Here is a 24,459-nt window from a genome sequence, read left to right on the forward strand (position 1 = left end):
TCTTTAAGGGGTGTTTGACCACAAGGAGTTATCTCTATGAGCCTGAAATGGAAGCACCTCGCCCTGGCCACTCTTCCCTTGTTCGGCATGTCGGCCGCTCAGGCGGCGGTGTTGACCAGCCTTGAATGGCCCCCTTACACCAGCGCAAGCCTCCCTGAGCAGGGCAAGAGCAGTCAGGTGGTGACCGCAGCCTTTGCCCTGGCTGGCGACCCGCTGACCATCAAGTTCTATCCCTGGCAACGGGCCGTGGACGAGGCGACCAACAACCCCGAGGTACTGGGTTATTTCCCCGAGTATCTCGACCCCAAGAGCAGTTGCCTCTTCTCCGACCCCATAGGTAACGGCCCTCTCGGCTTTGCCCAGCGAGCCGATCAGCCGGTCACCTGGCAGACCCTTGATGACCTCAAGGGCAAGAAAATTGGTGTCGTCACCGGCTATGTGAATACCACCGAGTTTGACGAAAAGGTGGCCAGCAAGGCGCTCTCGGCCGACGCCACCAGCTCGGACAGCCAAAACCTGCTGAAACTGGGCAATGGTCGGCTCGATCTGGCGGTTATCGACCAGAATGTGATGACCTATCTGCTGGAAAGCGATCCCCAGCTCAAGGACGTTGCCGCCAACCTCGGCTTCAACGGCAAGATCCTCGAGGACAAATCCCTCCACGTCTGCTTTACCAACTCCGCCAAGGGGAAAGAGGCGCGGGACAAATTCAACAAGGCGCTGGCCAGCGATGAGGTGAAGAAGCTGATGAAGTAGCGGTGCCGCATCCGCTCCATAAAAAAGCCGCCTCTTGCGAGGCGGCTTCTTCATTCAACTTGGTAACCGGAGTTATCAGGCAATCAGCTTGTAGATGATACCGGACATGGCGATCAGGCCGATGATGGTCACGAAGCCGTTGCTGATGTTGCCAGCATATTTGCGCATGGCCGGAACCTTGGTGATGGCGTACATCGGCATCAGGAACAGCAGCATTGCGATGATCGGGCCGCCCAGGTCTTCAATCATGCCGAGGATGCTCGGGTTGATGGTGGCGATGGCCCAGGTGGTCAGGATCATGAACACGGCAGTGACTTTGTTCAGTTGCTTGGTGTCAACGTTCTTGCCCTTCTCGCGCAGCGCCTTGGCCATCAGGCCGTTCATGCCTTCTTGCGCACCCAGGTAGTGACCCAGGAAGGATTTGCTGATGGCAACCATGGCGATCAGCGGAGCCACAGTACCGATAACCGGGTTATCGAAGTGGTTGGCCAGGTAGGACAGGATGGAGATGTTCTGTTCTTTGGCAGCAGCCAAGTCAGCCGGGGAGAGGCTCAGTACGCAGCTGAATACGAAGAACATAACGGTCATCACCATCATGACGTGGGCGCCCAGCAGGATGTTGCTGCACTTCTTCTCGGCACCTTCACCGTAACGACCTTTGTTGTCCACCGCGAAGGAGGAGATGATCGGGGAGTGGTTGAAGGAGAACACCATTACCGGGATAGCCAGCCACAGGGTCTTGATGAAGTCACCGTTGAAGGCGTCGGACAGGGCCGGAGCTTCAGTGATGATGGCACCGTTCCAGTGCGGGATCAGGTAGAACGCCAGACCCATCAGGGTGAGCACGAACGGGAATACCAGCACGCTCATCGCTTTGACGATAACCTGGCCGCCCAGACGAACAACCGCCATCAGACCGAGGATCAGGGCCAGTGACAGAACGGCACGGGGAGGTGCAGACATACCCAGCTGGTGAACAATCACGCTTTCGACGGTGTTGGTGATGGCGACTGAATACATCAGCACGATCGGGTAGATGGCAAAGAAGTAGAGCAGGGTGATGAATTTGCCTGCGGTCTTGCCGAAGTGCTCTTCTACTACTTCAGTGATGTCGCCATCACGGGTAGAGCCGGACAGCACGAAGCGGGTCAGACCACGGTGAGCAAAGAAAGTCAGCGGCAGCGCCAGGATCAACATGGCAACCAGCGGCCACAGGCCACCTACACCGGCGTTGATTGGCAAGAAGAGCACACCGGCACCGATCGCGGTACCGTACAGACCCAGCATCCAGACCACATCGGCCTTGTTGACGCCGCGGGAGGTGTTGCTGGCTAAACGACCATCAGCTGCAATATTCATGTCAGACATACGTTGTTCCTGTCATCTAGGAAAATGGGATTCTTGTTTGGTCGGGCCTTGGCCCGGTTCCATCTCCCTGGAACGCCTGCTGTCCGTCCTTGATAATAACCTCTCGCCCCCCGGCAACCTGGCCATCACTCCTTGTGACAACAGGATTGCAACAAACAACAGTGCGAGATTTTGACCCTGAGGGTCGGCGACCGTCTCACTTAACAACTGATTAACGTGCGCCACTCTTGATGGGCTGACTTTAATTAAATGCCCTTATTAATCACAGCGTTTTTTTGAATTAATCAACCAAAGTTTGATTTTGGTCGCCTTTCGGACGACCAAGATCACACTCAAGGCGCCTTATTGTGAGTTTTTTTTAACAATTCAACTTAGTTTCACTGGAATCAATGGCCTGCGAGCAGCTACATATTTGCAACAAGCCACCCATTTAGCGCGGATTGTGTGCAGCACGGCCTTGGCGTACCCTTGTGACTCACGCCTTTTTGTTGATTGATGATGACCATTACCCGTACCGATCTCGCCGAACTGGCGGTGTTTGCCGCCGTCGCCCGTCACCGCAGTTTCAGCAAGGCCGCCCTCGAACTCGGGGTCTCCGCCTCCGCCCTCAGCCATAGCCTGAAGGGGCTGGAAGCCCGTCTGGGAGTACGGCTGCTCAACCGCAGCACCCGCGCCGTGGTGCCGACCGAAGCGGGCCAGCGGTTGCTCAAGCAGCTGCTCCCCACCCTCAATACCCTTGAAGAGGCGCTTTGCGAGCTGGCCCGCAACAGCGATGAACCGGTGGGACGACTCAAGCTCTGCGCCCCCCGCGGCGCCATCGACAGCCTGCTGGCACCGGTGCTCATCGACTATCTGGCCCGTTATCCGCGGATGCAGGTGGAGGTAGTGGAGCAGGAGCTGATGCCCCGGCTGATTGAAGATGGTTACGATGCCGCGCTCTTTTATGGGGATCTGCTGCCCAAGGAGATGATCGGCATCCCCCTCGGCCCGCCCCAGCGCTATCTGGTGGTGGGCTCCCCGGCCTATCTGGCGGAGCACGGCGCGCCAGAGCACCCGAGCGAGCTGAGCCGCCACGCCTGCATCGGCTATCGCCTCACCCCGCACCACCACTATCGCTGGGCCTTTGCCGCCGACGGCACCATGCTGGAGATTGAAGTGACCGGGCCGCTCACCACCAGCACCCCGGCCCTCTATCTGGGCGCCGCCGAGGCGGGGCTAGGGCTCGCCTACTGTCTGGAAGAGGAGGTAAGCCAGAAGGTCGCGGAGGGGAAACTGCTCACCGTGCTGGAGCCCTGGTGCCCCACCTTTGCCGGCTTCTATCTCTTCTATCCCAGTCGGCATCAGCTGGGCAGCGGCCTGCGCATCCTGATCGACATGCTCAAGGCGCACTACCAAAACCCCGGATTAGTGAGTAATACTCAGCAATTCATCAAGTGAAACCCTGATTATCACCAAATAAGTATTAATCTAGACTAGCTGTTCGATAATCGAACTCCCCGAGAGAACAGATATGTCTGCCTATTTAACACTGCGGCAACGGGCCATGACCCGTCGCTTCTGGGCTTACGCCCTCCCCTCCATTCTTGCCATGCTGGTCTCGGGGGCCTACTACCTCATCGACGGCATCTTCGTCGGCCACTATGTCGGCGCCGCAGGCCTCGCCGGGATCAACCTGGTCTATCCGGTCATCATGGTGCTGATCGGTCTGGCCGCCATGATCAGCATGGGGGCGGCCACCGCCATCTCCTTCCAGCAAGGGGCGAAAAACGACACGCTGGCCCGTCAGGCGCTGGTCAACGCCCTCTGGCTGCTGGCCGGACTCGGGGGCGTTGCGCCGGTGCTGCTCTATTACACCCACACCGATATCCTGCTGGGGCTGGGGATTGAACAGGGCACCGAGACCTGGAAGCAGGCGAGCGACTACCTCACCTGGATTGGCGGCGGTACCCTGCTGCTGGCCAGCAATCTGGCTGTCCCCTATCTGCTGCGCAACGATGGTCGCCCGAAACTGGCCATGGTGCTGGTGAGCAGCGGCGCCGTGCTCAATATCATCCTCAACTACATCATGGTGGGTCGGCTGGGGCTGGGATTGATCGGTACCGCGCAAGCCACCCTGATGGCAGAGGGTGCGGTGAGCCTGATCGGCCTTGGCTACTTCTTTACCCCCTGGGCGCGGCTGCGCCTCAGCTGGCGGGATCTGGTGCCCAACCTCCCCGCCATGCCGCACCTGCTCTTTACCGGTCTGCCGAGCCTGATTGCCCAGTTCAACCTCGGCCTGCTGCTGATGCTGCACAACAGCCAGCTGATGGTGTATGGCAATGTGAAGGATCTGGCGGGTTTTACCGTGGCCGGTTACACCGAGGCGGTCTTTATCGTCATTCTGCAGGGGCTCGCCTTCGGCATTCAGCCGCTCATCAGCAAGGCGGCGGGGGCCAAGCGCCATCGCAACCTCAAGTACCTGATGGAGATGGGGCTCAAGTTCACCTTTATCTACGGCATGCTGGTGTGGCTCACCATCCAGCTGCTGCCGGGACAGGTCGCCATGCTCTATACTGGCGACAAGGATCCCGAACTGCTGGCCGCCGCCATCAGCAGCCTGACCCTCAACCTCGGCGCCATTCCGCTGGAGGGGATCATCATGTTCGGCATAGTGCTGCTGCAATCCATGGCGCGTACCCGTCAGGCGCTGGTCATCTCCATCGCCAAAACCGTGTTGCTGCTGCCGCTCATCTTCCTGCTGCCGCAACTGTGGGGCCGTGATGGGGTGCTGATGGCCCAGCCCGCGACCGTGCTGCTGCTCACCCTGCCGCTCTGCTGGCTGCTGTGGCGCGAGTGGCTGCGCCTGAAGATGGCCTGCGCGCCAAAAGCCAAACACCGCCCACAACCGGCCCGCGCACGCGCCGCCGTCCAGCTGGCCCGTTAAGGCCACCCATCCCGCGTAGCAATAAAAACCGGCATCACCTGATGCCGGTTTTTGCTATATGGGCGGGTCTGCCTGCTCTTACACGAGGATTCAGGTCAACACCGCGGCCCACACTATGCCAATACTTCTGGCCTGAGCTGGGCCATCAGCCCCGGGTTGTCGGAGTAATCCACCGGGATCGCCACCACCGCAGGCCCCTCCACCGCCAGCGCGGCCCGCAGGGTAGCGCGCAGCTCGTCGGCCGAGCGCACCGCAAACCCGGCCGCCCCGAACGATTCGGCATAGCGTTTGAAGTCGATGGGACCAAAAGAGACGCCGGAAGTGCGGCAATACTTCTGCTGCTCCTGCATCGCGACCATGTTGTAGCCGTTATCAACCCAGATGATGTGGACGATATTGCTCTTGAGCCGCACCGCCGTCTCCAGCTCCATGCTCGACTGCATAAAGCTGCCATCACCCGATACCGAGATCACCTTCTCACCCGGCCGCACCAGCGCCGCACCGATGGCCCACGGCAGTGCCACCCCCATGGTCTGCTGACCGTTGGAGATCAACACCTGACGAGCACGGAAGCTGTAGAGGTAGCGGGCAATCCAGATGTGGAAGCTGCCCATGTCGACGCAGAGGGTCATGTCGTCGCGCACCAGATCCTGCAGCTCGCGCACGATACGCAAGGGGTGAACCGGATTGCCGTGCAGATCGTCGGCCCGCATTGCCAGTCGCAACCGCTGCTGGCGTACCCCTTGCAGCAGCCGATCCACCTCGGGGGGACGGATTTTCGGATTGCCCATGATGCGGGTCAGCTGCAACAGGTTGGCGCGGATCGACCCCACCAGCTCGGCGGTCGGGCAGTAGCTGCTGTCGATATCGGCTGGCAGCACGTCGATATGGAGGATGCGCCGCTCCCGATCGCCATTCCACAGCACGGGGTCGTACTCGATGGGGCTGTAGCCGATGCAGATCACCAGATCGGCCCCTGCCAGCAGCTGATCCCCCGGTTGGTTGTTAAAGAGCCCGACCCGTCCGGCAAAGTCATCGAAGTGGCAGCTGTCCACCACCCCGGCGGCCTGATAGGTACCGGTCACCGGCAGCCGCGCCTTGTCGAGGAAGGCGCGCACTGCCTCCGCATTCTCCGGCCGGCTCGCCATCAGGCCGAGCAGCACCACCGGATTCTGGGCGTTGCGCAGCAGGGTCAATGCCTGCTCCATATTCTGTTCGTCGGCGCAGCCCGGCTCCGGCACCTCGCGGGGCACCAGCACATTGCCCTGCACCGGCTTGTTGATGATATCCATCGGCAGGCTGACAAACGCCGCCCCCGGCCGTCCCAGCTCGGCGGCGCGAAAAGCGTTGGCCATCACTTCCGAAATTGCCGCCCCGCTGTTGACCTGAGCGCTGAACTTGGTGACCGGACGGCAGAGGTTGACCGTATCCATGCTCTGATGGGTGAGTTTGAGGCCATCGGCACGGCGCACCGCTCCGCCCAGCGCCACCATGGGGTCACCCTCCGAGGTGGCAGTCGCCAACCCGGTGATGAGGTTGGAGCAGCCGGGGCCCGAGGTGACCAGCGCCACCCCCGCCTTGCCGGTCAGGCGCCCCACGGCGGCCGCCATAAAGGCGGCGTTCGCCTCGTGGCGCACCACTATGGTCTCGATGGGAGAGTCCTCCAGCGCATCGAACACCCGGTCAATCTTGGCCCCCGGGATCCCGAACACCTGCTTGACCCCTTGCGCCTCCAGATGACGAACCACCAGCTCGGCACCGCACTTCCACTGTCTGTTTTCCATGATATTGCTCCTTGTCTATCAGCCTTCGGCGGCCTGAATGGCGCGGTCGAGATCGGCGGGGTTGAGGTCGGCCTGCCGGAAAGCGGGATCCGATGGCAGGGCCAGATTGAGGTGACGCACCACAGAAAGTCGCAGGGTGCCGTGGGCCATGGTGTAGTCGAGCAGATGACCGCCCCCCTTGCGATCGGCGGTGATCATGTGCTCGTGAAAGCCCGCTACATTAACTCCCTGCACGAACGGCGGGCAGCGAAAGCCCACCAGAGTTCCCGCCACCGCGGCAAAGCGGAACAGCGGCTGCTGTTCGATGGCTTCCAGCATGGGACGATAAGGGGGCTCCTGACGCGGCACGGTTCGTACCTTGGCCGTTTCAAACTGGCCGTCGAGGCGCAGGGCGACGAAGACGTTGTCGGATCCCACCAGCCGATCCACCCACTGGTGGATCTCGTCACGGCTGAGGGGGTGATCGAAGCGACGCTCCAGACAGGGGCGAAAATGGGTCATCACCGCAAAGGGGGTCTTCTGATCGGCGCGGGCGGGCCGGGCCGAGCCATCGGAGCGCAACTGGTGGATCTGGCGCTCGAAGGCGATCAGCTCGCCATCGAGGTGATTGAAGGTGCCGAGGCCAAAGTCGCCGTGGCGCAGCAGCTCGCTCATGGTGGTCTCCCCTTCGTAGACCCCCGCCAGCAGGGCGCTCATCAGGGAACTCTGGTAGATCTCGCCACCGTCATGCTGCCTGCGCCAGCGGGAAAACTGCTGGCTCACTTCGAGGGCACAGCTGCACCCGGCACTGTCAGATGTTGCAATATGTTCCATTCGGGTTTCACCTCCACCGTGAATCCTGTTAGCGTTCGGATCCAATGGTGACTTGGTTCACATTTCAACACCAATACGCTGATCCCATGACTTTGAGACTCAATCGATATGGAACTTCGTACGCTCCGCTACTTCATGGCCGTTGTTGAAAAGCAGAATTTCACCCGCGCAGCCGAATCACTCAATATGGCCCAGCCGCCCCTGAGCCAGCAGATCCGCAAGCTGGAGGAGACCCTGGGCACCCCTCTGCTGCGCCGTTTGACCCGCAGTGTCGAACTGACCGAGGCGGGCGAGAGCCTCTATCGGGATGCGGCGCAGATCCTGGCGCTGGCCGATGCGGCAAAACTGAAGGTAAAGCGGATTGCCCGGGGCGAGCAGGGGGCACTGCGGATCGGCTTTGCCGGTTCCACCGTGCTCCACCCCGCGGTGCTGACCCTGCTGCACGACTATCGGGAGCGCTACCCCGAGGTAGCCCTCAGCCCGCAGGAGGGCACCATGCCGGCACTGGTGGAGGCGCTACGCAACGATCGGCTGGATGCCGCCATCTTGCGGCTGCCCTGCCGGGGTAGCGAGGGCTTTGCCCATCACCTTATCGAGCAGGAGCCGCTGCTGATCGCCCTGCCGACCAGCCACCCCAAAGCCAAGCCGGGCCCCTTGTCACTGGCCAGCCTGAAGGACGAGAGTTTTATTCTGTTTCCCCACGCCATCGGGCCCGGGCTCTATGACGGAATAGTGGGTCTCTGCCGGGAGGCGGGGTTCGAGCCGATACTGGGGCCCGAATGCCCGCAGGTGATCTCTACCGTCGGCATGGTGCAGGCGGGCTTTGGCGTAACCCTGGTGCCCAGCTCGGTGGCGGCGCTGCGCCCGCTCGGGGTCAGTTACCACCCCATTGAGGGCAACGGCATGATGACCAGCATCAGTCTGGCAACACGGCCACACCCAAGCAGTGCCGTGCTGCGGCACTTTATCGCCCAGATCCGTGCCGCCCAGATACAACAAGGCCTCCCGAAGGAGGCCCTGTTGAACAAGCTTGAACCGGCCTGATGACCAGCTTGCCTGATGCGACTGCTTATTTGACGGTACTGCTTATTTGACAGTCACTCGGGCAAACTTGCGCTTGCCGACCTGATAGACGGCGGTACCGGCACCGATGAGTGCCTTGCCATCTTCCAGCTTCTCGCCATCCACCTTGACCGCGCCCTGCTTGATCATCCGCAGCGCTTCGGAGGTGGTGGCCACCAGATCGGCCTCTTTCAGCAGGTTGGCAATGGCCAGACCTTCGCCTTCCAGTGCCAGCTCGATTTCCGGCATTTCGTCCGGAATGGCGTTCTTGGAGAAGCGCTGGGTGAAATCTTCATGGGCCGCTTCAGCCGCCGCTTCGTCGTGATAACGGGCAATGATCTCTTTGGCCAGCCAGATCTTCACGTCGCGCGGATTGAGAGTACCGGCAGCGATACCTGCCTTGAACTCTTCGATTTCAGCCAGCGGACGGAAGGAGAGCAGCTCGTAGTAGTTCCACATCAGATCGTCGGTGATGGACATGATCTTGCCGAACATCTCGCCCGAAGCGTCGTGGACGCCGATGTAGTTGCCTGCGGACTTGGACATCTTCTTGACGCCATCCAGACCCACCAGCAGCGGCATCATCAGCACGCACTGGGTCGCCATGCCGGCATCTTTTTGCATCTCTCGGCCCATCAGCAGGTTGAACTTCTGGTCGGTACCACCCAGCTCAACGTCCGCCTTCAGCGCGACCGAGTCATAGCCTTGCAGCAGCGGATAGAGGAATTCGTGAATCGCGATGGATTGGCCGCCGGTGTAGCGCTTTTTGAAGTCGTCGCGCTCCATCATGCGGGCCACGGTCTGCTTGGCCGCCAGCTTGATCATGCCGGTCGCACCCAGCTCGCTTAGCCAGGTCGAGTTGTACTCGATGCGGGTCTTGGCCGGGTCGAGGATCTTGAACGCCTGCTCGGCATAAGTGAGGGCGTTGTGCTTGATGGCCTCTTCGGAGAGCGGCGGACGGGTGGCGTTCTTGCCGGAGGGATCTCCCACCATGGCAGTGAAGTCACCGATCAGCAGGATCACTTCATGGCCCAGATCCTGGAAGGTCTTCAGCTTGTTGAGGATCACGGTATGACCCAGGTGAATGTCGGGGGCGGTCGGGTCCATGCCCAACTTGATGCGCAGCGGGCGCCCTTCCTTCAACTTGGCGACAAGTTCTTCTTCAACCAGAATTTCTTCCGCTCCGCGCTTGATCTCGGCTAGCGCCACCTCGAGCTGGGACATTTTTTGACTCTCCATCACGATTTCACAGGGCCAAACATATTACTGGAATGGCGGGCCAATTGGAAAGGCTGTAAAATCCGTCCATTCTGCCCGACTTCATCTGCTTCTCATGGTTATTTGGCACGCCTTCAACGCACTCCCCCACTGGCACCGCAAGATGGTGCTGATCTTGAGCATCATGATCATGATGCTGGCTGCCTGGCCCAGCGAACAGGCAGTAGCAATACGGGTCGATGAAAACGGCAACGAAATTGCCCTGCGGGAACCGGCTAACGACAACGCGCTGAACGACGAGCTGACGGCCGAAGCCGCCCAGCCCGTTACCCCGCCCAAGCCGCGCTACATCACCAAGCAGGTGAAGGTACGCCGTGGCGACAACATGGGGGTAATCTTCCAGCGCATTGGCCTGAGCACCACGGATCTGCACCTGATCGACCAGCTCGAGGGCAGCGATCCCCTGCGGATGCTGCAACCTGGGCAGGAACTCACCTTCAAGCTCACCGAGAACGGCGAGCTACACAGCCTCTATTACCCCCACAGTCTGGAGCAGGCGCTCAAGGTGAGCCGCAAGGAGGAGACCTTTGTCGCCCGCAACGTCAAAATCGCCCTCGACACCCGCGAACAGGTGAGCAAAGGCGAGATCCGCTCCAGCTTCTGGGGCGCCGCGGTGGATGCGGGGATGACCGAAGATCAGATCATGGACTTGGCCACCATCTTCGGCTGGGACATCGACTTTGCCCAGGACTTGCAGCCGGGGGACAGCTTCCGGGTGGTCTATGAAGACAAGTTCCGCGACGACGAGCGGGTCGCCTCCGGCGATATTCTGGCGGCGGAGTTCGTCAACCAGGGCACCGCCTACCGCGCCGTGCTCAATGAAGATGGCAACTACTACACCCCGGAAGGCAAAGCGATGCGCAAGAGCTTCCTGCGCGCGCCGGTCAACTTCAAATACATCAGCTCCAACTTCAACCCGCGCCGCCTCCATCCGGTGACCGGCAAGATCCGCCCCCACAACGGCATCGACTATGTGGCGCCGGTGGGCACCCCCATCATGGCGGCGGGCTCAGGCAGCGTGGTGGCCGCCGGTTACAACCAGTTCAACGGCAACTACGTCTTTATCAAGCATGCTGGCAACTATGTGACCAAGTACCTGCACCTCTCCAAGCGCACCGTCAACAAGGGGCAGCGGGTGAAGCAGGGCCAGACCATCGGCACTCTGGGTGGCACCGGCCGCGTCACCGGCCCGCACCTGCACTACGAATTCGTGGTGGGCGGCATTCACAAGAACCCGCGCACCCTCACCCTGCCACAGGCAGAGACCCTGAGTGGACGCGAGCTGGCCAACTTCAAAAAGCTGGCGATGCCACAACTGGCCAAGCTCGATAACCCCGCGCTGCAGCTGGCCCAGAACAAGCGGGATGGTCGCGGCAACTAAGCCATCAGGGCTGGCAGGGTGAAGGCCCTGCCAGCCCCTTTTATTGAACCCGCACTAGGCAGCCAGATTGAAATGAGTCCACTCTCAAGCGTAAGATGAGATGGAACACTGGGAGCGGCATGTGGCACGGGCGTAAGGGTTTATCTATCCTGTCTCTCTCACTCTTTTTCCGGTCCGCATTGAGGATGCCCCATGGTTGAGCGTTATATCGGTCTGATGTCAAAGATCACGCCATGTGGCATGGGATGAAAGCTGTTCCCCTCTTCACCCTCTCTGCACACCGCATTTTCAAGCAGCAATGTAAGGAGACACATGGCTGAACGCTATATCGGTCTGATGTCGGGAACCAGCATGGACGGCATTGATGCCGTGCTGGTGATGATCGCCGGGGATGAACTGCGGGTCGAAGCGGCGCTTTGTCACCCCTGGCCGCAAGAGACCGCCCGCACGCTGCATGCCCTCTGCACCCCGGGCGACAACGAAATCGACCGCATGGGGGTGGCCGATAATCTGGTGGCGCGAGAGTTTGCCGCCGCCACCCACGCGCTGCTGGCCAAGGCGAAGCTCGAGCCCAAAGATATTCGCGCCATCGGCAGTCACGGCCAAACCATCCGCCATCGCCCCCAGCTCGGGTTTACCCTGCAGATCGGCAACGCCGCCCTGCTGGCCGCCCTGACCGGCATCGACGTTATCGCCGATTTTCGCACCATGGATATGGCCCTCGGCGGTCAGGGGGCGCCGCTAGTGCCCGCCTTCCATCAAGCGCTGTTTGCCAAACCCGGCGCCCTGCGGGTGGTACTGAACCTCGGCGGCATCGCCAATATCTCGGTGCTGCCGGGCAATCCGGGCGGCGTCTATGGTTTTGATACCGGCCCGGCCAACACCCTGCTCGATGGCTGGTATCGCCGCCATCAGCCCCACGACGGCAGCTATGACGCCGGTGGCAAATGGGCCGCCAGTGGCAAACCAATCCCGGCCCTGCTGGAGAAACTGCTGGCTCACCCCTACTTCGCCGCCCCCGCCCCCAAGAGCACCGGACGGGAGATGTTTACCCTCGATTGGCTCGATGGGGAGCTGGCAGGTACTTCATACACCCCCGTGGATGTGCAGCGCACTCTGCAGGCGCTCACCTGCCACAGCATCGCCCACCAACTGCCCGCCCGGCCCGAATCAGTCGGTACCAGCCAGCCGAAAGCCGAGCTGTTTGTCTGCGGCGGCGGTGCCCATAACGCCCCCTTGCTGAAGGAGTTGGCCAGCCTGCTGCCCGCATGGCGCATCGCCAGCACCGCCGAGCTGGGCCTTGCCCCCGACTGGGTGGAAGGCGCTGCCTTTGCCTGGCTGGCCATGTGCTTTGTTCACCGCAAGCCGGGCAACCTGCCCGCCGTCACCGGTGCCAGCCGTCCGGCTGTGCTGGGGGCGCTTTATCCCGCCTAAGTGATGACAAGGGGGCTGCGGATCAGTGTGCCCCCTTGAACAGACGCACAACCTGTTGCCGGATCGGTGCAAACAGCGGGGGCTTTGGCGGCTCCAGATTGATATGGCGCCGCCCGGCACGGGTTTCACAGCGAAGCAGATTCTGGATGTAGTGGTGGTGGGAGCGATGGATCAGCTGTGAGGCTTGATACGCCCACTGTCTGGGAACGCCCCACAGGGTGCTGGCAATCGCCCCGACGATGCAGAAGAAAGCGGGCTCCTGAATTCCCATCCGGCTGGCGTTCTCCAGCGCCTCCTTGAGCGAGTTGGAGTGGGCAATACAGGTCATGATATTGACCATGAAGGCGTCGTAATCATCCTCCCCACCCTTGCCAACCCGCGCCGTCAGGGTCGCCGCGGGTTGATAACCAAACTGATGGCCGATATTTTCCAACACCGTATTCCGCTGGCGGATCACCTTGCCATAAAACATCAGCATCACCATGCAGTCGATCGCCTTGCACAGCGCCTCGTAGTGGGGATGGCTCTTCTTGGGACGCGGCGCCGTGGCGAGAGCCAGCTCTTCAGAGATGGCCAGCAGGCCCACAGGTACGGCGGTGCTGACAAACGAGAGATCAATCGACAGCTCCAGCCCCTCCTCCTCTTCCATGCGGGCCACAATCACATGTTCGCCAAACAGCCGACGCTGGCGCTCGATAAAGGCGCCAAAGACCAGATCACGAAACTGCTTTTGCGGATAAGGGGTATCGAGCAGGCTCTCGATGGTCATGATGGCGGCGGATACCCGGCCGCGCAGTCGGTAATCGGCAGGAATGGGAAAGCTCTTTCCCAGGCGAGGAGGTAACCGCTGCCCAGATGTTTGACAATACATATCGCCCAGAACGAAACCCAGCATAAATCCTCCACAGTCAGGTAATGATGATCGCGATGCGATCTCGCTTGCCAATCCTGGGCAATGGCCTGCCGGTGCATCGATGCTCTCCGTCAGGGCTCCTTGATTACCTTATTAATCATACGATTAATAGCGATTGAAAAAAGCGACCTGACTCGCAATCACGCCACTAATTAACAGTTTCATCAAGAAACCATAAGAAGCGGTCGATAAATCCATTTTTCGACGCATTTCCCTTTAAAAACAGCATATTGAGCTTTATTCCTGCGAAATCACCTGAGCTGTTCCCGAGCCCTAAAAACCATCCCAATCATCACAACCAGCCACAGATAAGAGGGAGATCAGACAAAGCCGCAAAAAAGTGGAAAAACCTATGACGCGGGGCAACCCCACCCATCGGAGGATGCAACCGGCGTGAAGATAAGCGGATTGCCACCACCGCCCCTCATCCAACGCCACCTCTCATCCAGCACCACAGCTCCCGCACACCGTCACGCCAACGCCAACGCCAACGCCATGCTCCCCACTCCTGTGCAGCAGGAGCAGATCCGCCGTGCAAATTCATGGCATAGAATTTTATGGCGTTAATAACAGATCCCGGCTGCCAGCAAGGCATCATCGAGTATGCCGGAATAATCATTAACAGAGAGGAATGCAAAAGCCGTGAATTATATTCCAGAGGTATCTTTAATAAGGTGGATATGCATATTAACGGGAATTTTCATAGCCCCTTAAAAAATCTGAAAACAGATATTCATGCACCATAATATGCATTATTTGCACATCGGCGCATAATATTAACCCTTTATTCACACGCCAATATCCCGAAGAGGGGGAGAGCAAACCCAGTCAGGGCAAGGCTGTCCGCCGGTTCGGCACCATTTGCGCACAAATTGGCTCCTATTTCGGGTGCATTGAATAGCAGTATGATTAAATTTGCGCCCATTGAGCCATCTCATAGAAATGCAATCAGCGGTTTGCAACCTCTGATAGCCACTCATAGAATCGCAGCGTCTGAAATATCTACCCTGTCCTCTTCTCCCTTATTCCTCTCAGTAATTGAGTGGATCACAAATAATAACCGGGGATGCCGCCGCTGGCGCAGTGGCCGTGGCGCACAACAAGATGGGGTAAACCTGTACCTGAATGAACAACAAATATTAAAAAGAGGCATATCTATGAGTGGCACCATCATCAAGTCGGCAAGAAATACCCTCCATGCACCCCAGGACCTGGGCCCCAGCACCCAAACGGTGGCGTTTTCTCATTACAACAATATCTCCGCCCAGCTGCCGGTCGATCCCGCCACCGGCAAGATGGTGAGTGGCGATGTCACCGCGCAGGCCAGACAGTGCCTGAGCAACCTCAAGGCGATCATCGAGAGCATCGGCCATGTGATGGACGATATGGTGAAAGCGACCATCTTCCTGAAAGAGATGGCGGATCTGGAGGCGGTCAACGCCGTCTATCGCGAATTCTTCCCGGGCTATCTGCCGACCCGCACCACCCTCGCCGTCGCCGCCCTGCCGCTGGGCGCGCTGGTGCAGATCGATGCCATCATCTCCAACGGCGAAGGCACCTTCCCGCAAGCCCCCTGCCCGCTGGTGAAGCTCGCCCGCAACAGTGACAAGGCGCCGCACAATCCGTTCTCCACCCACACCGTGGCCTTCTCCCACTACAACAATATCGGCGCCCAGCTGCCGGTCGATGCGGCCTCTGGCCAGCTGGTTGCCGGTGGCATCAAGGAGCAGGCGGGCCAGTGCCTGCGCAATATCAAGGCGGTGCTGGAGAGCATCGACGTGCCGTTTGACGATATCGTCAAGGTCACCGTCTATCTGACCGATCTGGCAGATCTGGAGGCCGTCAACGAGGTCTACACCACCTTCTTCCCCGACTCCGCCATCGCCCGCGCCGTGGCCTATCTGCCCGCCCGCTCGGTAGTCAGTGCCGCCGCTCTGCCCATGGGGGCACGGGTGCAGATGGATGCGGTCATCTCCCACGGTGACGGCACCCCGCCACAACTGGTGGAAGACCGTCACAATCTGGTGATCCGTGCCCGCAATACCGACAAGGCACCGCGCAGCCCCTTGCACACACAGACCGTCGCCTTCTCCCACTACAACCATCTCTCTGCCCAACTGCCGATTGACCCCGCAACCGGCAAGATCCTGGCTGGCTGCATCAAGGAGCAGACCGCCCAGTGCCTGAGCAATATCAAGGCGATTGTGGAGAGCATCGGCCATGTGATGGACGATATCGTCAAGGTCAATATCCAGCTCGCCAATATCGCGGATCTGGATGCGGTCAACGCCGTCTACACCAAATACTTCCCGGGTTATCTGCCTGCCCGCACCGTGATTGGCGTGAGCGAGCTGCCCGCTGGCGCCCTGGTGCAAATGGATGCGGTGATGTCCAACGCGGAAAGCACCCCGCCGCAGGCGTAAAGGTTGCGGAAATAAAAAAGAGACCGGCTATATGCCGGTCTCTTTTTACATGCCAGACAAAGGGGTAGCCCCTCAGCCCTCAATATCGCGGTTCCTGATCGCCACTCTGACCGCCTCTGCCGTGGTGGCTAACCGAGTCGACGGCGGGCACTGCGCAGATGGTTCTCGACCGTGCGCACCGAGAGCTTCAGGGTGGTGGCGATATCGGCATGGCGCCAACCCCGGGAGACCCACTCCAGCACTTCGCGCTCGCGCCCAGTGAGGCCACGCTCGTGACCCGCTACCGGCATCTCCATCAGCCGACGAGCTGCATGAAAAGCCGCCGCCGCGATCAGCGCAAGGCCAACCCGAGTGTGGGCACTGGCATCGATCTGATCGCCGCCAAAGCTCATCGCCCCTTCCAGTCCCAACGGCCCATAGACGGGAACCTGCAAGCCATGTCGGCCAGGCCCCTCAGGCTGGCGAACGATACGGTACTGCTCGCCAACGGCGCCAACCGTTTTGCTCCAGAAGAAGGGCTGGTCTCGCTCCCTGATATGCATCGCCATCGGGCACTCGCGCATATAGGTATGCAGGTCGACCGCCTCGCCACTCTCCAGCCGCTCCCCCTCCAGCCAGTAGAGGTGCTCGACCACCCCCTCCTCGCTGGCACTGATGGAGAAGAGCGCAAAGCGGTGATATCCCAGCGGGGTGGCGAAGGCGCGCACCAGTTGCTGGATCTCCTCAAGCCGCTGGCACCCTTCCAGCGCCACCGCGACCTGCAACGCATTCGCTGGCGATGACGACAACCTCATCGCTTGGCAACCGCCTCCAGCAAGGTGGTGGCGGCCAGCTTGCCGAGGTTATTGCCCGCCAGCGGGCTGTCACCGGTCAGCAGATTGCGATCCCGACACACCTCCCCGGAGATGCCGTTGTTGACGATCTCAAAACCTATCTCTTTAAGCTTCTCGCCAAACTTCCAGGTGAGGTGGCCCGGCATATAGCCAATTGCCGGGGTCTGGGCATCCAGCTCGTCGGGGAAAGCGCAGATCTTGTAGCCCGCGAAGGTCTCTGGATTGGCCACCGCCAGCAGCGCAGCAGGCCCGTGACAGAGGGAGATGATGAAGCGATCGTTGGCCATCGCCCACTCCAGCAGCGCTTTCACCTCGGCACTCTCCGGCAACCCCATCAGGGCGCCGTGCCCGCCGGGAATAAAGACGCCGATATAGTCCGAGTCGGCGGCCAGCGCCTCTTTCAGCAGCTCGGCCAGCTTGGCCGGTTGGCGGAACTGCGCCTGATATTTGGCATAGAGCCCCAGTACCTCTTCGTCTTCGCCGGGCATGGCCCACCACTCGAACTTGAGCGGATTGCCGGAGAGGGTGGCCACATCAAAGGCAAAGCCCGCCTTGTCGAGGTGATACATGGGCAACAGGGTTTCGACCGGATGGTTGCCGGTGGAAAACAGGGTGCCGTTGTCGGTGGGCAGATAACGCTCATCGGCACCGATCAGCAGGATCTTCCAGCGCCCCTCCCGATAGGGAGCGGGATAGTCAGCCCCGGCAAGGTCAGATTTGCGCGAGGTGAACTGGCTCAGGGAGTAGGGCGACGGGAAGAAGGCATTCTGCTCTGCCGGATCCGGGGTCGGTTGTTTATCGTCAACAAGCATATCGGTCATGGGTCAGGCTCCAGTAGTGGTGGACTCGGTCTCACAGTATTAACTGTCAGAGACCAAGTAAATGAGGGTTTTCCCTCAACCGCCATGACTATGGCAAGGGATGTGACCGTGCTGCGACAAAACCTGAACAGAACGCCCGCCAGACTTAGGCCATCGCTGCAAATGCCCTGACGATGGCATCCATGACCGCTCTGACCCGCGCGGCATGCTGCACATCCTGATGGGTCACCAGCCACACATCGTAGGATTGTTGTAACTGCCGCTCGGGCCAGACCCGCACCAACCCGGCTTGCTCAGCGAGCGGAACCGCCACCTCGCCAAGCCCCAGCCCCATCAGCAGGGCCTGACGCAGCATCAGGCTGGTATTGACCCCCGCGGCGACCGTGGCCCCCTCGGCCGCCTCTTCGAGCATCATTGGCGAGCGAGCGCTCTGCCAGTGGGGCTCATACACCACCAGCGAATGGCCCGCAAAACCGGTGCCCGCTTCGGGTATACCATGGCGAGCCAGATAGTCGGCGGAGGCATACAACCCGACCGGCCAGGAGGCCAGCTTGCGAATAATCAGGTCGGGATTGTCCGGCTTCACCGTCCGGATCGCGATATCCGCTTCCCGCAGAGACAGATTGACCACCTGGGTCGAGGTATTGAGGATGACCCTGATATCGGGATAACGCTGATGCAGCTCGGTCAGAGCCGGTATCAGGAAATCCATCCCCAGGGTGTCTGTGGTCGCCACGCTGACCTCCCCAACCAGACGGTTGTCGACCCCTTGCGCCGCCCGCACAAAATCAATGGCCGCCAGCTCCATCTGCTGGGCGCTGGCCAGCACGATCTCCCCGACATGGGTCAGCACATACCCTTTGGATGTGCGGAGAAACAGCGTGGCCGCCAGACGATGCTCCAGTGCGGCAATCCGTCTGCCAATGGTGGCCTGATCGACCCCGACCACACGGGCGGCGCCCCTCAGGCTCCCTTCCCGATGCAACGCCAGAAAAATTTTCGCATCATCCCAGTTCATCACGACTCCCGGTTGAAATGCATTTTTGCATTACAGGTGAGGGATAACACTGCGTTTATTCATCAGCAATCTCCACTATCTTGGTGCTCATCCCACTCGGGGAACCTCATATCACCTCGTTACAAGGAGCCGCTGATGCATAACGCCTATTCCATTCCCGCCACCATGAGCGCGGTAGAGATTACCCAGCCAGGTGGCCCCGATGTCTTGCAACTGACCACCCGCGCCACACCAGCGCCCAAGCCGGATGAGGTCTTGATCCGGCACTATGCAACCGGCATCAATGGGCCGGATGTGATGCAGCGCAAAGGGCTCTACCCGCCTCCGGCAGGAGCATCGGATATTCCCGGGCTGGAGGTCGCCGGGGTCGTGGTCGCCAAGGGGGAGCAGGTGACCCATCTCAAGATTGGCGACAAGGTCGCCGCGCTGATTTCAGGTGGCGGCTATGCCGAGTACAGCGTCGCCCACCAGAGCAATGTCCTGCCCCTGCCGCCCGGATTGAGCTTTGTCGAAGCCGCGGCACTGCCGGAAACCTTTATGACGGTCTGGTCAAATATGTTTGAACGGGGCCAGTTTAAAAAAGGCGACATCATCTTGATTCATGGCGGCGCCTCCGGCATCGGCACGACCGCCACCATGCTGGCCAAGGCATTTGGCGCCGCAAAAATCATCACCACGGTCGGCTCACCCGAGCAGCAGGCCGCCAGCATCAAGCTGGGCGCGGATGTGGCCGTGCTCTACAAGGAGGAGGATTTTGTCGAGGCCGTGCATGCCGCCACCGATGGCCATGGCGCCGACATCATTCTCGATATCATTGGCGGGGAGTATGTCGCGCGCAACTATGCGGCGGCGGCCATCAATGGTCGCATAGTCCAGATCGGCATAATTGCGGGCGCCGCCCCCAATCTGGATCTGTTTCCCATGCTGCAAAAGCGACTGACCCATATCGGCTCTACCCTGCGCTCGCGGACTCCGCAGGAAAAAGCCGAGCTGATTGCCCAGCTGCAAACTCATGTCTGGCCATTTATCGAACGCGGCGAGATCAAACCGCAGGTTTACCAGACCTTCCCACTGGATGAGGCCGCCGCCGCCCACCATTTGCTGGATTCAGGCCGTCATATCGGCAAGCTGGTATTAACCATGGCACCGTTATCGTCAGATTGATAAAGCCCATAGTGGAGCAGGCCGAGGTGGATGCGGTGATGTCCAACGCGGAAAGCACCCCGCCGCAGGTGTAAGGGTTGCAATAAATAGAGACCGGCTATATGCCGGTCTCTATTTTGGTAACAGGAAGGGACATTATTTTTATGGCATCGAAATAAACTTCCTTTTCAGATAGGAAATTACACCTTAGAAAAATAATCTGGCAAGTCGTTTATATAAAGCCTCAATATGTCACCTCGTTTTACTCTGCTATTATGTCCAAGATCTTTTCTAACTGCGAAAAGCAGATCTTCTACAGAGGCTAGAATATGGCGATAGTCGCCATCGCTAGGAATAGACATCATGGCCTCACGAAAATCTCCAAATGCTTTTACCATATCATGAGAGCCCCAAATAACGAGATCTCTTGTTGTATCAGCAAAAAACTGTATTGTTTCACTTTCAGTTGGAGCATTTTTTCCAAGCTTTGCTGCAAATGTTATAAGGAAAATAAACTCTATGATTTTTTCATATACTGGAACCTTTTTCTGCCTTAGCTGAGCAGCAATTTCTACTTTTTGCTCTTGTCTTTTTGAGAGCATAACCGTAGCGACAGAAACAAAAATAGTTGCCGATGCAGCAATAATACCTGCAGCGAGAGTCGGATTTATAGCCTGAAAAACAGTCCAAACTTTGCTAACTAATATATAGATACCCAAAAAGAGAACCGCTAACAAAATAAACCCTATAGTTACTTGGAAAAATTTTTTCATTAATAAACCCTCTCCCATACAAAACCGACATATCGCTAAACCATTACTTTTAGTGGCTATAGCGTATCGAATGAAGCCAACTTTGGGAATGTTAGGCACGAAAATATAAGCCTTTAAATTGACCTTTGCTGTTTGAAACCAAAGATAGAAAAAACGCCCACCATCTTGCGATGGAGGGCGTTTTATTTTCCGGCTATTGGGCCAGAGTGGCCCAATGGTCAGCTATTACAGGGATTCTGCGGTCGCAACCACGTTTTCCACGGTAAAGCCAAATTCCTTGAACAGCAGCTCGGCCGGAGCAGACTCACCGAAGGTGGTCATACCGATGATCTTGCCGCCAAAGCCCACGTACTTGTACCAGTAGTCGGCGATGCCGGCTTCGATGGCCACACGCTTGGTGACGGAGGCCGGCAGGACGGACTCCTTGTACTCGGCAGACTGGGCGTCAAACACGTCGGTAGACGGCAGAGAGACCACGCGCACGGCACGGCCCTTGGCAGTCAGCTGCTCATAGGCGGCAACGGCCAGTTCCACTTCGGAACCGGTGGCGATCAGGATCAGCTCCGGAGTACCGGCGCAATCCTTCAGCACGTAGCCACCCTTGGCGGTGTCGGCCAGCTGCTGGGCGGTACGATCCATCTGGGCCAGGTTCTGACGAGAGAAGATCAGAGAGGTCGGGCCGTCGGTACGCTCGATGGCGTGTTTCCAGGCGATGGCAGATTCAACCTGGTCACACGGACGCCAGGTGCTCATGTTCGGAGTCAGACGCAGGGAGGCGATCTGCTCAACCGGCTGGTGAGTCGGGCCATCTTCACCCAGACCGATGGAGTCGTGGGTGTAAACGAAGATGGAACGCTGCTTCATCAGGGCGGCCATGCGCAGTGCGTTGCGGGCATACTCCATGAACATCAGGAAGGTGGCGCCGTAGGGGATGAAACCACCGTGCAGGGCGATACCGTTCATGATGGCGGACATGCCGAACTCGCGGACACCGTAGTGGATGTAGTTGCCGGAGGCGTCGTCGTTGGTCAGGGACTTGGAACCGGACCACATGGTCAGGTTGGACGGCGCCAGGTCAGCGGAGCCACCCATGAATTCCGGCAGCAGCTTGCCGAACGCTTCCAGTGCGTTTTGGGACGCTTTACGGGTTGCGATCTTGGCCGGGTTGGCTTGCAGGGTTTCGATGATCTTGGCAGATTCAGCTGCCCAGTTGGCCGGCAAGTCGCCTGCGGTGCGGCGCTTGAATTCGGCAGCCAGAGTCGGGTGAGCGGCTTCATAGGCGGCGAACTTGGCAGCCCAGTCGGCTTCCAGTTTGGCGCCCTTCTCCTGACCGTTCCACTCGGCAGCGATGTCGGCCGGGATAACGAACGGAGCGTGGTCCCACTTCAGGAACGCGCGAGCAGCGGCGATCTCGTCGTTGCCCAGCGGTGAACCGTGGCAGTCGTGAGAACCGGATTTGTTCGGGGAACCGTAACCGATGATGGTGCGGCAGCAGATCAGGGTCGGCTTGCCGGTCTCGGCCTTGGCGGCTTCGATGGCAGCGTTGATCGCTTCCGAGTTGTGGCCGTCAACAGCCGGGATAACGTGCCAGCCGTAGGCTTCGAAGCGCTTGACGGTGTCGTCGGTGAACCAGCCTTCTACGTGACCGTCGATGGAGATGCCGTTGTCATCCCAGAACGCGATCAGTTTGCCCAGTTGCAGGGTACCGGCCAGAGAGCAAGCCTCGTGGGAGATACCTTCCATCAGGCAGCCGTCGCCCATGAAGGCGTAGGTGTAGTGGTCAACGATGTCGTGACCCGGCTGGTTGAACTGGTCAGCCATGGCCTTCTCGGCGATCGCCATACCCACGGCGTTGGTGATGCCCTGACCCAGCGGGCCAGTGGTGGTTTCAACGCCCGGCGCGTAACCGTACTCCGGGTGACCCGGGGTGCGAGAGTGCAGCTGGCGGAAGTTTTTCAGATCGTCGATGGAGAGGTCATAACCGGAGAGGTGCAGCAGGGAGTACAGCAGCATGGAGCCGTGGCCGTTGGAGAGAATGAAACGGTCGCGGTCGGCCCACTTGGGGTTGTTCGGGTTATGTCTGAGGTGGCTACGCCACAGCACTTCGGCGATATCCGCCATTCCCATGGGGGCGCCCGGGTGACCGGAGTTGGCTTTTTGAACGGCATCCATACTCAATGCACGAATGGCATTGGCAAGCTCTTTACGAGAAGGCATCTGAATCTCCTGCGATTGCTTCATTTGATGGCCAAGATTAAGGCGCGTTATTGTCCCAGCAGGGCGCGCGGCGTGCAAATATTATCTGGATGAATAAAGTGGCTTTGGGAGGACAATCGCTTTTCTTGCCCTCTATTGACCAAAGCAACCAGAGAAAAACGTTTGACTTCCATCCCTTTCGGGATAGGAGAGCACCGCTTGTGACCCATTGGACACTGCGCGACAAAATAGTGCTGGCAATCGGGGGGGGCGCTAATTAAAATAGACGTCCAGATGTAGATACCTCTACACCATCCCATTCATCCGGTTATTGCTGTGGCGATAACCCAGACAAGCTGAGACTCTTATCATGGCAAAGCTGTTTACTTCCGAGTCGGTCTCCGAAGGCCATCCCGACAAGATTGCGGACCAGATCTCCGATGCGGTACTGGACGCCATCCTCAAGCAAGATACCAAGGCACGCGTTGCCTGTGAGACCCTGGTCAAGACCGGTATGGTCATGGTGGCCGGCGAAGTAACCACCTCTGCCTGGGTTGATATCGAAGAGATCGTGCGTGATACCGTACGTGAAATCGGCTACACCCACTCCGACATGGGCTTCGACGCTGACTCCTGCGCCGTGCTGAACGCCATCGGCAAGCAGTCCCCGGATATCAACCAGGGCGTTGACCGCAGCGATCCGCTGGAGCAGGGCGCTGGCGACCAGGGCCTGATGTTCGGCTACGCCACCAACGAAACCGACGTGCTGATGCCAGCCCCCATCACCTACTCTCACCTGCTGGTGAAGCGTCAGGCTGAAGTGCGCAAGAACGGCACCCTGCCGTGGCTGCGTCCGGATGCCAAGAGCCAGCTGACCTTCGCCTACGACGACGCAGGCAAGATCATCGGTGTGGATGCCGTGGTTCTGTCTACCCAGCACGCTGAATCCATCAGCCACAAAGATCTGGTTGAAGCGGTACGTGAAGAGATCATCAAGCCGGTGCTGCCGGCCGAGTGGGTCAACAAGGACACCAAATACTTCATCAACCCGACCGGCCGTTTCGTTATCGGCGGCCCGATGGGTGACTGCGGTCTGACCGGTCGCAAGATCATCGTCGACACCTACGGCGGCATGGCCCGTCACGGTGGTGGCGCCTTCTCCGGTAAGGATCCTTCCAAGGTTGACCGTTCTGCTGCCTACGCCGCCCGCTACGTTGCCAAAAACATCGTTGCCGCCGGTCTGGCCGATCGCTGTGAAATCCAGATCTCCTACGCCATCGGCGTGGCCGAGCCGACCTCCATCAGCGTGGAAACCTTCGGTACCGCCAAAGTCGCCGAGGATCTGCTGGTCAAGCTGGTACGCGAGCACTTCGAACTGCGCCCGTACGGCCTGATCCAGATGCTGGATCTGAAGCGCCCGATCTACCAGGCTACCGCTGCCTACGGTCACTTCGGTCGCAACGAGTTCCCGTGGGAGCAGACCGACAAAGCCGAGCTGCTGCGCTCTGCTGCTGGCCTGTAAGGTTCACGGTTGTGATAA

General features: G+C 59.3%; 19 protein-coding genes. 9 read left to right on the top strand and 10 right to left on the bottom strand.

Annotation, left to right across the window (positions count from 1 at the left end; translation table 11 throughout):
- The first annotated feature begins 36 nt into the window (after positions 1–36).
- Positions 37–756, top strand: coding sequence for a substrate-binding periplasmic protein (locus VF684_RS00005; protein WP_088869933.1), 720 nt, complete (start codon positions 37–39; stop codon positions 754–756).
- A gap of 75 nt (positions 757–831) precedes the next feature.
- On the opposite strand, the gene VF684_RS00010 is transcribed toward VF684_RS00005, so the two are convergent.
- The gene (locus VF684_RS00010) at positions 832–2,124 is read right to left on the bottom strand and encodes an HAAAP family serine/threonine permease (RefSeq protein WP_005338498.1); all 1,293 of its coding nucleotides are present in this window, start codon (positions 2,122–2,124) and stop codon (positions 832–834) included.
- 498 nt (positions 2,125–2,622) lie between these two features.
- On the opposite strand from VF684_RS00010, the gene VF684_RS00015 reads away from it, so the two are divergent.
- Positions 2,623–3,561, top strand: a complete 939-nt coding sequence (locus VF684_RS00015) for a LysR family transcriptional regulator (protein WP_058057374.1) — start codon at positions 2,623–2,625, stop codon at positions 3,559–3,561.
- A gap of 73 nt (positions 3,562–3,634) precedes the next feature.
- Positions 3,635–5,047 carry an MATE family efflux transporter gene (locus VF684_RS00020; RefSeq protein WP_139440054.1) on the top strand — a complete coding sequence of 471 codons (1,413 nt, stop codon included), beginning with the start codon at positions 3,635–3,637 and terminating at the stop codon, positions 5,045–5,047.
- A 113-nt stretch (positions 5,048–5,160) separates the two neighbouring features.
- Here the strand turns inward: VF684_RS00020 and alsS are convergent, their stop codons facing one another.
- Both alsS and budA read right to left on the bottom strand, forming a co-directional pair.
- On the bottom strand, positions 5,161–6,831 hold the full coding sequence (gene alsS / locus VF684_RS00025; protein ID WP_005338504.1) for an acetolactate synthase AlsS: 1,671 nt from the start codon (positions 6,829–6,831) through the stop codon (positions 5,161–5,163).
- Between the two features lie 18 nt (positions 6,832–6,849).
- The gene (gene budA, locus VF684_RS00030) at positions 6,850–7,644 is read right to left on the bottom strand and encodes an acetolactate decarboxylase (protein ID WP_005338506.1); all 795 of its coding nucleotides are present in this window, start codon (positions 7,642–7,644) and stop codon (positions 6,850–6,852) included.
- 108 nt (positions 7,645–7,752) lie between these two features.
- On the opposite strand from budA, the gene VF684_RS00035 reads away from it, so the two are divergent.
- Positions 7,753–8,688 (top strand): LysR family transcriptional regulator, encoded by a 936-nt coding sequence (locus VF684_RS00035; protein ID WP_113738965.1) that lies wholly within the window; start codon positions 7,753–7,755, stop codon positions 8,686–8,688.
- Positions 8,689–8,730: 42 nt separating this feature from the next.
- On the opposite strand, the gene tyrS is transcribed toward VF684_RS00035, so the two are convergent.
- Entirely contained in the window at positions 8,731–9,930 is a 1,200-nt protein-coding gene (tyrS, locus tag VF684_RS00040) for a tyrosine--tRNA ligase (RefSeq protein WP_376898847.1), read from the bottom strand.
- A 109-nt stretch (positions 9,931–10,039) separates the two neighbouring features.
- Between tyrS and VF684_RS00045 the strand changes: the two genes are divergently transcribed.
- Both VF684_RS00045 and VF684_RS00050 read left to right on the top strand, forming a co-directional pair.
- The gene (locus VF684_RS00045) at positions 10,040–11,365 is read left to right on the top strand and encodes a peptidoglycan DD-metalloendopeptidase family protein (RefSeq protein WP_376898848.1); all 1,326 of its coding nucleotides are present in this window, start codon (positions 10,040–10,042) and stop codon (positions 11,363–11,365) included.
- Between the two features lie 312 nt (positions 11,366–11,677).
- Positions 11,678–12,799, top strand: a complete 1,122-nt coding sequence (locus tag VF684_RS00050) for an anhydro-N-acetylmuramic acid kinase (RefSeq protein WP_139440051.1) — start codon at positions 11,678–11,680, stop codon at positions 12,797–12,799.
- Positions 12,800–12,821: 22 nt separating this feature from the next.
- On the opposite strand, the gene VF684_RS00055 is transcribed toward VF684_RS00050, so the two are convergent.
- Entirely contained in the window at positions 12,822–13,694 is an 873-nt protein-coding gene (locus VF684_RS00055; RefSeq protein ID WP_213386747.1) for a hypothetical protein, read from the bottom strand.
- Positions 13,695–14,869: 1,175 nt separating this feature from the next.
- Between VF684_RS00055 and VF684_RS00060 the strand changes: the two genes are divergently transcribed.
- Entirely contained in the window at positions 14,870–16,135 is a 1,266-nt protein-coding gene (locus VF684_RS00060) for a RidA family protein (protein WP_376898850.1), read from the top strand.
- 128 nt (positions 16,136–16,263) lie between these two features.
- On the opposite strand, the gene VF684_RS00065 is transcribed toward VF684_RS00060, so the two are convergent.
- The 3 genes from VF684_RS00065 to VF684_RS00075 form a co-directional block, all read right to left on the bottom strand.
- On the bottom strand, positions 16,264–16,929 hold the full coding sequence (locus VF684_RS00065) for a PA1136 family autoinducer-binding transcriptional regulator (protein WP_376898852.1): 666 nt from the start codon (positions 16,927–16,929) through the stop codon (positions 16,264–16,266).
- Entirely contained in the window at positions 16,926–17,789 is an 864-nt protein-coding gene (hchA, locus tag VF684_RS00070) for a glyoxalase III HchA (protein WP_376898854.1), read from the bottom strand. The genes VF684_RS00065 and hchA overlap by 4 nt, the downstream gene beginning before the upstream one ends.
- Positions 17,790–17,934: 145 nt before the next feature.
- Positions 17,935–18,807 carry a LysR family transcriptional regulator gene (locus VF684_RS00075; RefSeq protein ID WP_042055160.1) on the bottom strand — a complete coding sequence of 291 codons (873 nt, stop codon included), beginning with the start codon at positions 18,805–18,807 and terminating at the stop codon, positions 17,935–17,937.
- Between the two features lie 135 nt (positions 18,808–18,942).
- On the opposite strand from VF684_RS00075, the gene VF684_RS00080 reads away from it, so the two are divergent.
- A complete protein-coding gene (locus tag VF684_RS00080; protein WP_376898856.1) occupies positions 18,943–19,971 on the top strand; it encodes an NAD(P)H-quinone oxidoreductase in 1,029 nt (342 codons plus the stop codon).
- A 179-nt stretch (positions 19,972–20,150) separates the two neighbouring features.
- On the opposite strand, the gene VF684_RS00085 is transcribed toward VF684_RS00080, so the two are convergent.
- Together VF684_RS00085 and tkt are read right to left on the bottom strand one after the other, a co-directional pair.
- The gene (locus VF684_RS00085) at positions 20,151–20,723 is read right to left on the bottom strand and encodes a hypothetical protein (RefSeq protein WP_440173423.1); all 573 of its coding nucleotides are present in this window, start codon (positions 20,721–20,723) and stop codon (positions 20,151–20,153) included.
- 225 nt (positions 20,724–20,948) lie between these two features.
- Positions 20,949–22,940: a transketolase gene (gene tkt, locus VF684_RS00090; RefSeq protein ID WP_376898860.1), complete on the bottom strand. Its 1,992-nt coding sequence runs from the start codon at positions 22,938–22,940 to the stop codon at positions 20,949–20,951.
- A 349-nt stretch (positions 22,941–23,289) separates the two neighbouring features.
- Between tkt and metK the strand changes: the two genes are divergently transcribed.
- Positions 23,290–24,441 (top strand): methionine adenosyltransferase, encoded by a 1,152-nt coding sequence (gene metK / locus VF684_RS00095; protein WP_033116068.1) that lies wholly within the window; start codon positions 23,290–23,292, stop codon positions 24,439–24,441.
- The last annotated feature ends 18 nt before the right edge of the window (positions 24,442–24,459 follow it).

The organism is Aeromonas sp. Lyrl_2 (assembly GCF_051948815.1).
Taxonomy (GTDB): domain Bacteria; phylum Pseudomonadota; class Gammaproteobacteria; order Enterobacterales; family Aeromonadaceae; genus Aeromonas; species Aeromonas veronii.